The 15,392-nt window shown below is 74.0% G+C and carries 7 protein-coding genes; 1 reads left to right on the top strand and 6 read right to left on the bottom strand.

Going from position 1 to position 15,392, the window contains the following annotated elements; all coding sequences use genetic code 11:
• Positions 1-94: 94 nt before the first annotated feature.
• The 6 genes from ACWCSV_RS31150 to ACWCSV_RS31175 form a co-directional block, all read right to left on the bottom strand.
• Positions 95-1,822 (bottom strand): ArnT family glycosyltransferase, encoded by a 1,728-nt coding sequence (locus ACWCSV_RS31150; protein ID WP_451147972.1) that lies wholly within the window; start codon positions 1,820-1,822, stop codon positions 95-97.
• Positions 1,819-2,862, bottom strand: coding sequence for a glycoside hydrolase family 26 protein (locus ACWCSV_RS31155; RefSeq protein ID WP_451147974.1), 1,044 nt, complete (start codon positions 2,860-2,862; stop codon positions 1,819-1,821). Before ACWCSV_RS31155 ends, ACWCSV_RS31150 begins: the two co-directional genes overlap by 4 nt.
• Entirely contained in the window at positions 2,859-4,589 is a 1,731-nt protein-coding gene (locus ACWCSV_RS31160; RefSeq protein WP_451147976.1) for a glycosyltransferase family 2 protein, read from the bottom strand. The genes ACWCSV_RS31155 and ACWCSV_RS31160 overlap by 4 nt, the downstream gene beginning before the upstream one ends.
• Before the next feature lie 317 nt (positions 4,590-4,906).
• Positions 4,907-7,693 carry an ATP-binding protein gene (locus ACWCSV_RS31165; protein ID WP_451147978.1) on the bottom strand — a complete coding sequence of 929 codons (2,787 nt, stop codon included), beginning with the start codon at positions 7,691-7,693 and terminating at the stop codon, positions 4,907-4,909.
• Positions 7,694-8,120: 427 nt separating this feature from the next.
• Positions 8,121-10,847 carry a hypothetical protein gene (locus tag ACWCSV_RS31170; RefSeq protein ID WP_451147980.1) on the bottom strand — a complete coding sequence of 909 codons (2,727 nt, stop codon included), beginning with the start codon at positions 10,845-10,847 and terminating at the stop codon, positions 8,121-8,123.
• A gap of 125 nt (positions 10,848-10,972) precedes the next feature.
• On the bottom strand, positions 10,973-14,335 hold the full coding sequence (locus ACWCSV_RS31175; protein WP_451147982.1) for a right-handed parallel beta-helix repeat-containing protein: 3,363 nt from the start codon (positions 14,333-14,335) through the stop codon (positions 10,973-10,975).
• Between the two features lie 283 nt (positions 14,336-14,618).
• On the opposite strand from ACWCSV_RS31175, the gene ACWCSV_RS31180 reads away from it, so the two are divergent.
• Positions 14,619-15,365, top strand: a complete 747-nt coding sequence (locus ACWCSV_RS31180) for a type VII secretion system-associated protein (RefSeq protein ID WP_451147984.1) — start codon at positions 14,619-14,621, stop codon at positions 15,363-15,365.
• The last annotated feature ends 27 nt before the right edge of the window (positions 15,366-15,392 follow it).

Below are 15,392 nucleotides of genomic sequence, written 5' to 3' on the forward strand. Positions count from 1 at the left end.
ACCGGACGTCCGGCCTGGCAGTCGCCGTACGGTCCGCCACTCGACCGCGCGCACCGCGGTCGGTGGGCGCCCGTACCGGGGCTGGCCCCGGCCGTCAGGCCGGGTGCGCGGGGGCCGGCGGGAGCCATATCTCGAAGTGGCCCGATCCGACCGAGGTGCGGTAGATCAGGGCGGTGGCGAGCCGGTACCGGCCGCTGGCGCGCATCTCGTCGCGGATCAGCTGCTGGATCTCGCCCGGCCGGTCGGACCAGTCCAGGACGACGCCGTCGAACCAGCCGTCGTCGATCGCGGCCCGGTAGCCCTCCGGTCCGCTGAGGTGCTTGCCCTCGCGCCCCGTGTAGTCGATGTAGAAGATCGACGTCCACAGGGTGTAGTCCGTCAGCCCCTGGTGGCTGAGGTAGTAGACGGGAGCTTCGTGCGGCTGGCCCAGCCACTTCTGGCCCGGGCGCACGTTCTTCGCCAGCTCCGGGATAAGCCGGGTGCTGTCGGGCCAGACGCCGTAGTTCTGTGCGGACTGCGACATCCCCAGGGTCAGCGCCAGCACCCCGACGGCGATCACCGCCTGCGGGAACCGGAAGTGTGCCCCCATCAGACGGGTCAGGCCCACTCCGGCCATCGGGGCGGCGAACAGCAGGCCGTAGCCGATGTGCTTGTGCAGCGAGATGCTGGTCTGGAGGTGGATCTGGTACGCCGGGGCGAGCAGCGCGGTCCCGGTGAGGAGGGCGCCCAGGGCAAGCCGCCACCGGCGCGAGGGCCCGGTCCGCACCCGGCCGGGAGCCTCGCCGAGCCCGGCCCGGCGCGTGTACAGCACCGTACCGAGGCCTGCCAGGGCGAAGAGCAGCCCGCCCCACCGGGCGCAGTCCCACAGCAGTTGCCCGAACGCGGCGGTTCCGTGCGCGCGTTCGGTCGTGGTGTTCTGGATCGCCTGGAGGTAATCCGTGGTCAGCAGCCCGAGACCGAGCAGGAGGCCCACCCCGGCGGTGAACACCGCGCCGCGCCGCAGCGCCTCGCGCCCGCCGGACCGCTGGTGGGCGACGAGCACCAGCAGCACCACCACGGTCGGCAGATAGAGCGCGGACGCGTACTTCACCCCCACCGCGAGGGCGGCCGCCGGCGCGGCGGCGAGCGGCAGCGCCCAGTGCCCCGGGGCGACCCGGACGAGGATCCAGGCGGTCAGCGCGAGCAGGAAGAGCGCCATCGCGTCGTAGGTCGCGAAGTTGCCCAGGAACAGCGTGGACTGGGTGACCGAGAAAATGCCCGCCGCGAGCAGTGCGGTGCGCTCGTTGAAGAGCCTGCGGGTGAAGGAGTGGAGCAGCCCCGTCGACCCCAGCATGAAGGCCAGGCTCATCAGCCGTACTCCGGTCAGCCCGGCGGCGGAGTCGACCCAGGCGGCCAGCACCGGGTACAGGGCGGGCGAGCCGGAGAAGTAGGAGGCGAACCCGCCGTAGTCGGGGGCACCGTGGAAGAGGTGGCCGATCATGGCGTGCCCGGCGTAGACGTACAGCGCCTCGTCCTCGAACGCGCTGTTGTGAAGGCGCAGGGACAGGACCGCCTGGATGAGCAGCAGACAGGCCAGCAGGGCGTGGGTCACCCGGGTCCGGCGGGGTCCTGGCGCGGACGACCAGCCCCAGTCGGGCACCCGGCCCAGCGCCCAGTCCGCGCGGGTGATCTCGTCGAAGGTGTACCCGGGGGCGGGCTGCGGGCCGCGCGCGACCGGCACCCGCAGTTGCAGGGTGGACTCGGCGTCGTACCACCCGTCCGGCCCGGCGGGGTCCTCCGCGGCGGGTTCCTGGGTGCGCGCGGTGTTCCCGGCGGTCGTCATGGGCGCCTCACGTCGAAGCCGAACCGCGGGTCGGCGACTCCGCGGCGGAAGGCGTCGAGCGCCTCGGGACTGCTGTCGGTCCGCCAGTCGGACCGGCCGGCGCCGCCGGTCCCGTCCGCGCCGCCGGTCCGGTCGGTGTCGTCCGTACCGTCCAGCCAGACGAAGCCCACGACGTCGTCGCGGGTGAGCACGGCGCGCACCAGGCCGGCGATGTACGCGGGCTTGCGGGCACTCTGCTGGGCGGCGGTCCCGGCGACGAGCACCGGGACACGGGTGAAGGCGCGCACCTCCTTGACGGTCGCGCCGAAGAGGGCGTCGTAGGTGTGCGGGCCGGTGGCGGTGCAACGGCCCACGGGGCCCACCCAGTCGGCGTACGCGTCACCGGGGTAGTACGGCTCCAGCCGCACCGGGGGCCGCACGGTCGCGGTGGGGCTCCAGACCCAGACGACGTTCGACACCCCCGTGTCCTGGAAGAGATCGTGCACGTGCCGCCACGCGCCGGTGAACTCCTCGGCGCTCGCCCGGCCCGGCCCCCAGGGCTGGAGCCCGTCGTTCATCCCCGGGGCGAGCGCGAGGGCGACCGGCACATTGAGGTCGCGGACCGCCTCCGCGATCCGGCGGACGTAGTCGTCCCTCGCGCCGGCGGCGATCTCACGGAGCGTCGTCCCGGTGGGCTCCCAGGAGACGTACGGCAGCATCCGCTGCTCCCACACGTCAAGGACCCGGTCCCGCGGGAAGTCCTCGTCCCAGGCGAAGCGCTGGGCGAGCAGCGTCGGCGCCTTGCCGGTCTTCCGCGACCACAGGGCGACGTAGCCCGGCGTCACCGGCTTCCCGGAGAAGGAGACACCGAGGTACTTGCGACCGCGCCGGGGCCGGATCAGCCAGGTGACGTCGAACGGCACGTACGGCGCGGTCCGTACCTCGGCCCCCTCCCCGCCGGCGCCGATCGGTGCCGTACGGCTCGGCGCGCAGCCCGTGGTCGCCGCGACCGCCGCCCCCACGGCCCAGCGCAGCGCGCCCCTGCGGCCGACCCCGGTCATACGGGGACCGCCTCGGGAGCCGCGGCGGCGGCGAGCGGGACCGTGTGCCGTCCGGCCGCTGCGATCCCGCCCTCCTCCTCGGGCTCCCCGGCAGCTCCGGGGTCTCCGGCCTCCTCGGGGCGCGGCAGGATCAGGACGCGGAGCACGGCCGCCGCGTAGAAGATCCCCGAGGCGAGCGGAAGGGCGAAGTCCTCGGGCACCATCGTGTCCATCCGCCACAGCGCGGCACCGATCCACACCGCCGTCGCGGGAACGGTCCACGCCCACAGACCGGTCCAGAGCCGCCGGGTGTTGTTGCGGCGGGCCCCTCCCGAGCCGGTCGGCTGCCAGCCCATGGGCCGGCCGCGCACCACGTCCCAGATGGCGAAGGCGTGCGACCAGCTGTAGAGGACCCGCGCCGCCCAGGCCTCCAGGCGGTACGGAGTGCGGTGCCACAGCGGGTACACGACGACGAGGTAGAGCACCCCGGGCAGCAGCAGCCGCATGTCGGTGAACTTCACCTGCTCCGGGAAGAACAGCAGCAGTACGGAGACGATCAGCGGACCGGTGAAGAGCACCAGCGCGGACTCGATGTAGTAGACGAACCCGGACAGGTAGCAGAGGCGGCCGGCGAACCGCATCCGTACCTTCCAGAAGTCCTGGACACTGCCCAGCATGCTCATGGACGCCATGCACCACCGGTACTGCTGGTTGTAGAACGCGCCGATGGTGTCCGGGCACAGCCCCGTCGCCAGCGCCAGCGGCACGTAGCGCAGATCCCAGCCGCGCGCCCGCAGGTCGAACCCGGTGTGCATGTCCTCGGAGTGCTCGATGAGGCTGGTGCCGCCGACCTCGGCGAGCGCGCTGCGCCGGTAGACGGCGCAGGAACCGACGCAGATGGAGCCGTCACTGCGCTGCCGGGACACCTGCACGGAGCGGTAGAACAACTCCTGCACGGCGCCCGCGCCCCGCTCGATCCAGTTCTGCTGGTCGAGCACGCGGAAGTACTGCGGCGACTGCACGATCCCGAGGTCCGGATCGGTGTCCATGTACGGCAGCAGTTCGTCGAGCAGGTCGGCGCGGGGGGCGAAGTCGGCGTCCAGGATCAGGATGAACTCGCCGTCCGAGCGGGCGAATCCGTACCGCAGGTTCCCCGCCTTCTTGTACCAGCCGCGATCGGGGCGCACGAGGTAGCGGAAGCCGAAGTCCTCGGCCATCGCCGCGACCTCCTCGCTGTCCGAGTCGTCGAGGACCAGCGGGACGACCTTCCCGGGGTACGCCTCCGCCATCCGCCGGAGGTGGGTCCAGGTGTTGTGGAGCACCTCCAGGGGTTCGCCGCAGACCGGCAGGAACACGTCGACCGACGGGTACTCCCGCGGCGCCCACGCGCGCACCAGCTCACGGTGGGCCCGCACGTCGAAGTCGGGGCTGAACAGGTCCAGGCGCAGCGAGATGAGCACCCCCACCACCGACAGCAGCAGGACGGGAGCGAAGCACCAGATCCACGGACCGTGCCGGGCGGAGTCGACCTGGCTGTAGAGGACGCACCCGAAGGCCACGAACGACGTGGTGGTCAGCAGCCAGGTGCGGCGGACCACGTAGGCGTACTTCTCCCGGTCGTCGGGCGGAGTCGGCAGCAGCCCGCCGGGAGCCGCCGGACGCGTCGGTCTCCCGTTCGCGGGACGGTGGCGCGCCCGCCGGGCGGGCCGTGCGGCCCCGGTGGCGTGAAGGACTCGGAGGGCAGCCATGATGTCGGGCTCCAAGGGGCGGGATGCGGAGGCCGCCCGCCGACGCGCGGACCCCGAGGTCCGGCGCCGTACGGCAGCACGCCGGACAGGCTAGGGACCGGGCCACCCCGTGATGCGTGGGCGGACCCGACCGGGCCCTTTGGTGCACGACGTATGCACCAAGGGTCTTTCGTCCGGCTCGGCCCGGATCAGGGTGCGGCCCGGGATCAGGGGGCGGCCCGGATCAGGGGGCGCCCCGGATCAGGGTGCGGGAGGCGGGCGGGGACTGGTGCCGTGGGTCGCCGGGCCGTGTCCGGCCGTGCGCGTCGGCCCGGCGGTCAGCCAAGTCCCGCCTGCTTCAGGGCGTCCCGCAGTGCGGCCCTCGACGTGATCTTGAGCTTGGGGAAGAGGTTGTACAGGTGGGTGCTCACGGTGCGGTGCGAGAGGAACAGCTGGGAGGCGATCTGCTTGTTGCTCAGGCCGGTTGCCGCGAGTTTCGCTATCTGCGTCTCCTGCGCGGTCAGGACCACCGGTCGGTTCTCCTCCGCGGTGTCCGGCACCGTGCCCGTGGACCGGAGTTCGGCGCGTGCCTGTTCGGCCCACGGCCGTGCGCCGAGGCGCTCCAGCGTCTCCCGCGCGGCGCGGAGATGGTGCGCGGCCCGGTCGGCGCTGCCGGTCGAGCGCAGCACCCGTCCGTACGCGAGCTGCAGCCGTGCACGTTCGAAGGGGCACCGGTCCGCTTCGGGCAGCGACAGGGCCTCTTCGAAGGCGGCGACGGCCGACTCGGCGGGGGCGGCCAGAGCCTGGGAGCCGGCGACCAGCAGGAGGCTCCGGGGCGAGAGGTCGGCGAGGCGCGCGTGACGGGCCGCGGCGACGTGCGCGCGGGCCTCCCCGGTCCGGCCCGACCGCACCGCCGCTTCGACCAGGTCCATGACAGTCTCGACCGCCACGGGGGCGTACGGCCGGAAGGTGCCCGCCGGTGTGATGCGGACGAAGCAGGTGTACGCGAGGTCGGGCTCTCCGTGGGCCAGCGCTGCCAGCCCCCGTGCCCGCCACACCGACTGCTGTGTCGTTCCGAGTCCGTGCGACACCGCCCAGCTCGTCAGCTCCTCGGCGATCGGCTCGAGCGAATCCGTCCGGCCGCGGGCTCCGTGGACCAGGGCGAGCAGGCTCTTCAGCTGACCCGCGCACATCCGGTAGCCGAGCTCCTGGGCCTCGGCCGACGCCTCCTGGACCGTCGACTCCACCGTGTCCCACTGGCCGGAGTGGAAGGCCTCCACGCCGTTCAGGGTCACCGCGGTGGCCCAGTTGGTGAAGGCCCCGCCGTCATGCGCCCGTTCGAGGGTGCGGCGCCACACGTTCCGGTGTTCGGAGGGGATGCCGAGGCGCGCGGCCGCGAGGGACAGCTGCAGGAAGCGTCCGCAGCCGGGCTCGCGGGCGAGGGCGCCCAGAACACCGTCGAGGCGCCGTCGCACGGTGTGCCCCCGCCGGGCCGGGTCGCCGGCGGCGTCGAAGTACAGCCCGGTGAACTCCGAGGCGCCCGCCAGCCGGGCGGCCGGCGGCCCCCACCACTCGGCCCTGCCGCTGTGTGCGGCCGTCCGCATGAGGACGTACAGGATTTCGTCGACCAGACCCTCCTCCGGGCGCTGCCCCGCCTCCCGCCGCTCCTCGTCGGTCAGTTCGTCCAGCGCGCCGGTGAGCGCCTGGTACGCGGCCCCCGTGTCGGCGTCGTGCTCGATCACCCGGTAGGCGTGCGCCAGCGAGGCGCGTGCCGCGTCCTCCGCGCCGGCGCTCTCCCAGCGCGTGGACTCCAGAATCTCCACGGCGTCCTCCATCCGGCCGGCCCGGCCGGCGATCAGGGCGGCCCGGGCCAGCCTGCGGGAACGGTCCTCGGCGCTGGTGCTCAGCTCCGCGGCGTGCCGCAGCGCCGTCAGGGCGACGCCCGGGGCGCCGTACCGGGACGCGTTCCGCGCCGCGGCCTCCAGAGCACGGGCCGTGTCCTCGTTCGGCCCCAGGGACGCCAGGATCAAGTGCCCTACCTGGCGCTCGGGTTCGGCGTCGAGTGCCTCGGCCAGGGCCCGGTGCGCGGCCCGGTGCTGGGCGGACGAGACCGCCTGGACGATCGCGGACCGGACCAGCGGGTGGCGGAAGACCAGCTGCGTACCGTGGGTGTCGGCCCTGACCAGGCCCGCGCGTTCCCCGGGCACGAGGGCGGCGTCGGCGTCGGCCCAGCCGCCCCTGGACGCGGACCAGATGGTCCGCACACTGCCGGTTCGTTCGAGGGCGGCGAGGAGCAGCAGGTCCTTGGTGTCGTCGGGAAGATCGCGGATCCGAGACGCGAAGAGGGCCTCCAGCCGGTCGTTCAGGGGAAGCCACTCCGGCAGTTCCGCCCGGCCCGACAGCTGCCGCTCGCTGAGGAGCGCCGGAAGCTCCAGCAGGGCCAGCGGATTCCCGGCCGCCTCCGACAGCAGCCGCTGTCGCGCCGCCGGGGCCAGGCCTGGGCACCGGGCCTCCAGCAGCGCGGCCGCGGCCTCGGAGTCGAGGGGTTCCAGCAGGGTCTCCGGGCAGCCGCCGCCGTCCAGGAAACTGTCCCGGCCCGCCTGCACCGCGACCAGCAGGCCGATCGGCGGCCGGCCGAGACGGCGCGCGACGAACGCCAGGACCTCGGCGCTCGCCCGGTCCATCCACTGCGCGTCGTCCACGATCAGCAGCACCGGGCCGCCGGCGGCCACCTCGCACAGCAGCGCCAGGGTCGCCGCGGAGATGGCGAACCGGTCGGGCGGGGCTCCGTGGGTGATGCCGAGCGCCCGGTCCAGGGCCTCCCGTTGGGCGCCGGGCAGCCCCGGGCAGACGTCGCGGAGGCTGTGCACCAGCTGGTGCAGGCCGGAGAAGGCGAGTTGGACCTCCGACTGCGCCCCCACGGCGCGCAGCACCTGGATGCCCATCGCCTTCGCGCGGGCCGCGGTCTCGTCCAGCAGCGCGCTCTTGCCCATCCCGCACGCCCCGCGCAGCAGCACGGGCCGGGCTCTTCCGCCGAGGAGCGCGTCCAGGACGCCGTCGAGCATCGCTCGTTCGGCCGCGCGGCCGAACAGCACGCCCCGGGCCGGGTCCGCCGTCGGCGGCATGCCGGGGCACCTGCCTCCGACGGGCTCCATGGAGCCGACGAAGGACCAGGGGAATTCAGGACCGGCGGTTCCAGGACCGGCGGTTCGCATCTCCGGCACGACGAAACGCTCGCGCGTGAGCTCGATCGCAGAGGTTTCCAGCACCACTCCGCCCTTCCAGCCGACTCGATGACGCCACGATCAACCAGTCCGGCTTCACCACGACATCCGTACGGACCGCGAGCCCGCTTCCCACAGGTGGGTAAGGGGGTGGCCTCCGGACGGTCAGCTTGCCGGGTGCGCGGAGGGCACCACCCCGCCCCGGGGCCGACTCTGCACGCAAGTACACGGTGTGTACCCCGGACGGCGGTCACGGGCCGCCGGGGCGCCGACCGTCACGGCCGCTCGCACGGAGCGCCGGATCTCCCGTTCCGGCACGGGTCCGCGGTCAGGCGGGCGCGCCCGCCGCGCTCCACGGGAACAGGGGGCCGGCGCAGCGTTCGGGCCAGCCCGCTCCCGCGCGGTCGTCGGTTCCGAGGGTGCGCGCGGCTTCGCGCAGCCGCAGGAGGATGGCGTCGTCCTGGCTGTCGAGGGCCTGTCCCGGCCGGCCGGGGGGTATGCCGGGGCCGATCTCCCGCAGCAGGACCAGCCGGGACGCCCCCGCCTCGTCGACGCTCAGCACCCTGAACCGCGTACCGGGACCGAAGACGATCTCCTCCGGTGCGTCCGGCGCCACCGGCTGGTCCAGCAGCGGGCGTACACGTCTGCCGACCACCGACCAGATGAGGTAGAGGCCGGTCTCCGCGGAGGGAGTCGCGCCGTCCAGCACCACGGCGCTCATCGGACCGGCCCGACGGAGTTCCTGTCCGGGCAGCAGACCGTCGACCGCTCGGCGGTCCGGTCCCGCGCTGCGGGCCGCCGGGCCCCGGTGCGAGGGGAGCCGCCGCAGTCCGGACGCGGCACACGCGACGAAGGGGAGGACAGCGGGGTCACCGGTCACGATCCCCTGCTCGACGCCCCGGTGTCCCAACTGCCCTTCCTGGGCGGTGAGATAGGAGCGCACCGCGATCAGGTCCGCCCGGGCGTCCTCCTGTTGCGCCTGGACCCGCAGCGCGGGCAACCGGGACAGAGCACGGGTCAGGGCCGCCGCGTGCTGGTCCCACCGGGGGCCGACCAGCCGGCGCAGGGCCTCGCGGTCGGCCGGGGTGCTCCGGTGGGTCGGCGCGAAGGGGAAGACCGTACGCGGCGGTGCCGCGGCGGGGGGTACGGCTCCGGGCGCGGCAGCGGACCGGCTCCGAACCGGCCCGGCGGGTCCGGCGGGTCCGGCGGTGGTCGGGTCCGGCGCCGGGTCGGCCCCGGGCCGTGCGGCCTCCGGCGGGCTCACCGCCGCGGCGGGTGCCTCCGGCGGTGCGGCCGGCTCCGCCCCCGGCGACGACGGAGCGAACGGCGCGGCTCCGACGGGTTCGGGGGCTCCCCCGTTCTCCCGGGCGGGCGCGTCGGGACGGACGCCGGAGTGCCCGTCCCGGGCGGGAGGAGCGGCGGCCGGTGTCAGGGCGGGTACTCCGGCGCTCTCGAGCGCGTACCCCGGCGTCGGGGCCGTGGCCGTCGGTATCTCCGCGGCGGACAGGGCGGCGCCGCCCGGATCCCCTCGCCCGGAATCGCCCGGGTGCCCGGCCGCCGCACCGGCGAACGGGACGGACGGCACCACGGCCTCCGTACCCGCGGCCATCACGGCCTCCGTACCCGCGGGCACGACGGGCGGCGGCAACCCGGCCGCCGGTCCGGCAGGCACGGCGGACAACGGCACCGCGGCCTCCGTCCTCCCGGACACGACGGCCTCCGCACCGGCCGGCTCGCCCGCGGGCGCGGGCCGGGTGGTGACGGCGACGCCGTGGCGGACGGCCAGCCGGTGCAGCGTACGCAGCCCCTCGGCGCCGCTCCCACCGCACACATGGATCACGGCACGGAGGCTGCTGGCGTTCTCCAGACCGACGAGCAGTCGGTCGAGTACGGGCCACAGCGTGTCGTCGAGGTGCTGTCCGGACAGTTCGATCGCCACGACGTCCGGGTGGACGGGCTGCTCCCAGAACGGGGGGCGGGGCGTGCCCGGGGGACCGAGCCACAGACCGGCCCGGGTGACCGCGAGCTGCCATCCCTCCCCGAACCGCAGTACTCCTTCTTCGGCTTCCCGCTCCAGCCCGTCGACCGGGCTCCTCCACCGGCCGAGCCGGGGCCCGGGAGTGCCGGGGCCGCCGGCCGGGACGCAGACCACCGACTCCGCATAGGGCTGCCAGGCCGGGTCGCCTTCGGGAGTCATGACCACGACCTGTTCCCGGCCGGCGCGGACGGGTCCCTCCATCAGTACGGGCAGCCCCGTGGTGACCTCGATCGGGGCGCCGAGCAGATCGGCGGTCGCCCGGGCCGTGGGCAGCAGATCGACGCCGGCGCCGGGGACGAGCCGCGCGCTCTGCCGGATCGGCGCGGGCAGGGCGGCGAGCAGGGTGGCGAGAGCCTCGGCCGAGACGTCCGGCACACCGGGCGTGCCGACCAGGACGGAGAGCCGGTTGGAGTCGACCGGCACGGAGTGGCGGATGCCCTGGGTGTCGGCGGCGGACGCGCCCGCGCGCCGGATCAGCAGCCCGGCCGGAATCTCCTCCACGAGGTGGCCTTCGGCGATGTCGGGCGCGAGCCAGACCAGCGCGCTCTGCCAGCGCGGCTCCGGGTGGCGCAGGCCGAGGGGGATCGGTGCGGCCCCCGGCGCGAACCGCCACCAGCAGGCCGGCTCTCCCGGTTCTCCCCGGCCGTCCGACGTCTCGGTGGCGAACAGATGGCCTCCTGGCACGATCAGGGGCCTGCCCGCGGGTGCGACGACCTCCACCGCCCACGCGTCGCGCATCCTGGCCGCGGCGGCGGGCCGGCCGCCCCACTCGAGTGCGGCCCCCTCCATGACCAGCAGCACACGCCGGATTGCCGTCCGGCGGCGGCCGGTGAACACCGTCGCGAACTGCTCCCAGAGGTCCTCCGAGTCCCCCCGCTCCGCCCCGACCAGCAGGGTCACCTGTGCGGGGGCACCGTTCTGGAGGGCGCGGGCGTCCTCCAGCAGGCCGCCGACCGCCTCCGGGTTCTGGTGGAAGAGGAAGACGTCTCCGCCGTCGACGACCGGACGGGGGCTCACCGGTGCCCCAGGCCGCCGGGTTCCCGGTCGTACGGCCCCGGGCTGCCGGCTCCGCGGGGTGCCGTCGGCGGACGGGTCCGGGGAGGCGCCGGTACGCCGTCCCCTCGACCGGCCCCCGAACCTGATCACTCAGCCGCCACGGGGCCGGGACCGGCCGTCGCCCGGGTGAACGGCAGGTCCTCGGGGAGGAGCCGGGTGAGCGCGTCCAGGTCGGGGTTGGCGACGCTGTGCAGCCGACTGGCCTGACGGGTCATCATCGACTCGACGATCTGGCGGGCGAGGCGGGCGTTGCCGAAGGACCGGTCGCGCGGCAGTTCGTCGAGGTACTCCCGCAGCGCCTCCAGGGTTTCCGGAACGCAGAGGTATCCGATGGTCTCGGCGTTCCGGCGGACGATGGTGACCAGCTCGTCGGTGGTGTAGTCGGAGAAGGGGACGTGGCGGGAGAAGCGGGAGGCCAGGCCCGGGTTGGACTCCAGGAAGCGCCGCATCTCACGGGTGTAGCCGGCGGCGATGACCACCACCTCGTCGCGGTGGTCCTCCATCAGCTTCAGCAGGGTGTCCACGGCCTCCCGGCCGAAGTCGGACGGTGAGTTCTCCGGCGTGAGGGCGTACGCCTCGTCGATGAACAGCACGCCGCCGCGCGCCCGCTCGAAGGCCTCGGCGGTGAGCTGGGCGGTGTGTCCGATGTACCGGCCGACGAGATCGGCCCGGGACACCTCGACGAGCTGTCCCCTGGGCAGTACGCCGAAGGAGCGCAGCAGGTCCGCGTAGAGCCTGGCCACCGTGGTCTTTCCGGTTCCGGGCGGGCCCGCGAAGACCAGGTGGTGGCTGATGCGGGGGGCCGGCAGGCCGAGCGCGTGCCGCTGACGAGTGGTGGTGAGGAGGTTCACCAGGCCGTTGACCTCGTGCTTGACGGCCGCCAGCCCGATCATGTCGTTCAGCTGGGCCAGGACGTCGGAGTCGGCGGGGGCCGCTTCCTCGACACCGCGGACGTTCGCGGCCTCGTCCTCGCCGACGTCCTCGGGGAGCAGCAGCGTGAGGTCGTCCTCGCCGACCTCCGGCTGCGTGGACAGCCGGAACGCCTGCCGGTCGACCATCTCCTCGAACACCCGGCGGGCGGCCCGGCCGTTGCCGAAGGTGGCGTCCCGGGGCATCCGGGTGAAGTGCAGGGCCAGCGCTTCACGGGTGAGCGGGTCGAGTTCGTAGCGGTGGGCGGCGCACATCGTCTCGACGATGGTGACCAGCTCGTCCACGGTGTAGTTGACGAACTCGATGGTGCGGGTGAAGCGGGAGGCGAGACCGGGGTTGGCGGAGAGGAAGCCCTCCATCTCCTTGGAGTAGCCGGCCACGATGACGACCACGTCGTCCCGGTGGTCCTCCATGAGCTTGACCAGGGTGTCGATGGCCTCCTGGCCGAAGTCCGCCCCGGATCCCTTGCTGTCCGACACCAGGGTGTACGCCTCGTCGAGGAACAGCACACCGCCCAGGGCCCGTTCGAAGACCTCGGAGGTCTTGATCGCCGTACCGCCGATGTACTGGGCCACCAGATCCGCGCGGGACACCTCCACGATGTGTCCCGACCGCAGCGAACCGAAGTCGGCGAGGATGCTGCCGTACAGCCGCGCGACCGTGGTCTTGCCCGTCCCCGGGGGGCCGGCGAACACCAGGTGGCGGCTCATCGGCGGGGCCGGCATGCCGAGCCGGGCACGCCGCTGGGCCAGCTGGTTGAGGTTGATCAGGGTGGTCACCTGGTGCTTGACGCCGTCCAGCCCGACCAGCGCCTGGAGTTCGGCCAGCGGGCCCTCGGGCAGCTCCGGGCGGGCGTCGGCGCCGGTCGCCGCCCGGCCGTCGCCGGGGGCGCCGTAGGCGCCCGGTTCCGGCGGCGGTGCGCCCTGCCAGCTGTCGGCGGCCCGGTTTCCGCTGCTCACCAGCCCCTCGACGGCGAGCCGGGGGCCGGGGCGGGAGTGCCGCAGGCCGGCTCCGCGGTTGTCCTGCACCGTGCAACCGGTGACGGTCACCTGCTCCTCGGTGTCGACCCGGATGCCGTCGCCCGTGCTGCCGGTGAACCGGCATCCGCTGAGCGAGGCCCGGCCGCCGGCCGCGATGAGCATGCCGTGGGCTCCGGAGTCGCGTACCGCGACGCGGGCGAGGGACAGTTCGCCGCCGTCCTCCACCGAGACTCCCTCGGTTCCGCTGCCGGTGACCGTGCAGTCCCGCAGGGAGCCCTGTCCACGGGCGCCCACCGACACACCCGCGCGCGTGGCGGCGGTCAGCGTGGTGTCGCGGACGAACGGGTTGCCGTGGCCCTCGATCCGCAGCGCCGACGCTCCCGCGGAGTCGATCTCGCAGTTCTCCAGCCGCCCCCGGCCGTCCTCGGCGACCTCCACTCCGTGGCCGCCGCTGCGGACGACGCGGAGCCGCCGCAGGAGCGGGTTGGCGCCCGAGCGGATGGAGACCGCTACGCCCTTGGCGTCCTCCACTTCGAGCCGGTCGAACTCGGCGGCCGCCTCCTCGGTCAGCTGCACCCCGACCGACTGGCTGTCCCGGACCCGGACCCCGGTGAGCACGGGGGAGCTCGACTCGGTGACCCTGATCCCGGCCTGTACGGCTGAGGTGAAGGTGCAGTCCTCGAAGGCGCCGCGGGACCGGCCCATCACCAGCAGTCCGCTGCCGCGGGTGCTCTCCGTGGAGCAGCGCCGCAGCGCCGGATCGGCGCCGCCGGTCACGACGATGCCGTGGCCCGTGCTGTCGGCGATCCGGACGTCCTCCAGCACCGTCCGCGAACTGCTGGTCATGTACGCCCCGACGGTGACCCCGTGCACCTCGATCCGGGAGACCTGGAAGGAACTCGCGCCTTCGAGGGCGATGGCCGGTTTGTCGGTGGAGGAGATCTCGCACTCCTCCACGATGCCCCGGGCCTCGCCGTTGGCCAGCAGTCCGTTGCCGCGCGCGTCGCGCAGCCGGGAGTTGCGCAGGGTCATCCGCCCGTTCTCCCCCACCACGACCGCGGAGGTGCCCAGGTGCTCGATGACGCAGTCCTCGACGACGCTGCCCACCGAGGAGGTCTCGACGACGCCCGCGCCCGAGGAGTTGGTGATCCGGCAGCGCCGCAGGGCGAGGGATCCACCGGCCCTGCTGAGCACGGCGGCCCATCCGTTGCCCACCACCTCGCAGCCGTCCATGGCCACTTGGCCGCGCGCCGCGAAGACGACCGGCACGTCGCTCTCGCCGCCGCGCAGCAGGAGGTCGGTCAGGCTCACGCCGTCGGCCGTGAGGGTCAGGGCGCTGTCCCGGCGCGGGCAGATCTCCACGCTTCCGCGCGGCCCGTCCGCCACCAGGGTGACCCGGGTGCCGATGACCAGGCTCTCGGCGTAGCGGCCCGGTCGCACGCTGATGACCGCACCCGCCCGGGCCCGTGCCAGCGCCTCGCCGATCGACGCGAAGCCACCGGACCCGCTCTGGTCAACGGTGAGTACTTGGCGCGTCACGAAGCGACCTCCCTAGCCCTGAGCCACCTGTGGACATCCACGCGGACGGCATCGAAACAACATCATCGCCACGACCCGCCCGCCGGCCCATGCCCCCGGCTACTGAAAGGTGACTGATTTCCCGGACCCCGTGACGCATATGGATGACTTAGCCGAGGTGGTTCGCCCTTCGGGCGGGTTACTGTCCCGCCGAAAACCGCCCATCGGCAAGAGGAAAAGCATGGAAAACCCTGCTGCGGAAATTTCCGGACATGTACAGACGGAAACGTCGGACGAGGTCTTCATGGCTCTGCCAGGCGTGGTCGCCGCCCCTCAGCCGCTTTCCGGGGAGTGGCCGCCCGGAGAACCGTTCCCCGAGCCGGTGCGTCCCGGGGGTTACCCGGACGGAGGAACGCCGGCCGAGGCGGACGGGGCGGGGGACGGTTTCGCCACCGAGATGCCGGAGCCGCCGGAGAACGTCCGGGAGGCGGGCCGGCTGGTTCCCGACCACTGGCTCGGTCTGGTCGACCCGGGGTGGCCCGGGACGGACACCCCGCCGCACTGGGCGGTGATGGGGCAGTGGCGGTCCGACCCGGACGGCGAGATCGTCGGGTGGCGCGACAACCCGGAGTACCGCCCGTCCCCCGTGATGCTGGGCTGGCCGGAGCCGACCGACCCGGTCGACACCGCGATGCAGCTCGCGGCCACCCGGTACGGGCCGGGCGAGGATCTCGCCCGCGCGCTCGCCACCGCCGAGGTCGCCGTGCTGGTCCTCCCGGACGGGACTCCGGTGACCGCCGCGACCCCGGAGGGTACACCGGTCGTTCCGGTGTACACCGCGCAGCCCCATCTGAGCGCGGCCGGGCGGATGGCCTCCGAGGTGCTCTCCGTCGACCGGCTGCTGGAGCGGCTGCCGGACGGTCACCAGCTCTACCTCAACCCCGGCGGGCCCGTCCCGGCGCTCGTCGAGACGGAGTTCCTGCTCGCGGCGATGACGGAGGCCGAGGAGGCCGGCGCCGGGGCGGACGCGGGCCTCACCGCCCCCGCCTGACCGTCGCGCCGGCCTGACGGCCCCGCC

The sequence above is a fragment of the Streptomyces sp. NPDC001770 genome (assembly GCF_053596135.1).

What these genes read in the sequence shown, in the direction of transcription:
- ACWCSV_RS31150 (WP_451147972.1), bottom strand. Translation starts at nt 1,822, where the DNA reads ATGACGACCGCCGGGAACACCGCGCGCACCCAGGAACCCGCCGCGGAG.
- ACWCSV_RS31180 (WP_451147984.1), top strand. Translation starts at nt 14,619, where the DNA reads ATGGCTCTGCCAGGCGTGGTCGCCGCCCCTCAGCCGCTTTCCGGGGAG.
- ACWCSV_RS31165 (WP_451147978.1), bottom strand. Translation starts at nt 7,693, where the DNA reads ATGCCGCCGACGGCGGACCCGGCCCGGGGCGTGCTGTTCGGCCGCGCG.
- ACWCSV_RS31155 (WP_451147974.1), bottom strand. Translation starts at nt 2,862, where the DNA reads ATGACCGGGGTCGGCCGCAGGGGCGCGCTGCGCTGGGCCGTGGGGGCG.
- ACWCSV_RS31160 (WP_451147976.1), bottom strand. Translation starts at nt 4,589, where the DNA reads ATGGCTGCCCTCCGAGTCCTTCACGCCACCGGGGCCGCACGGCCCGCC.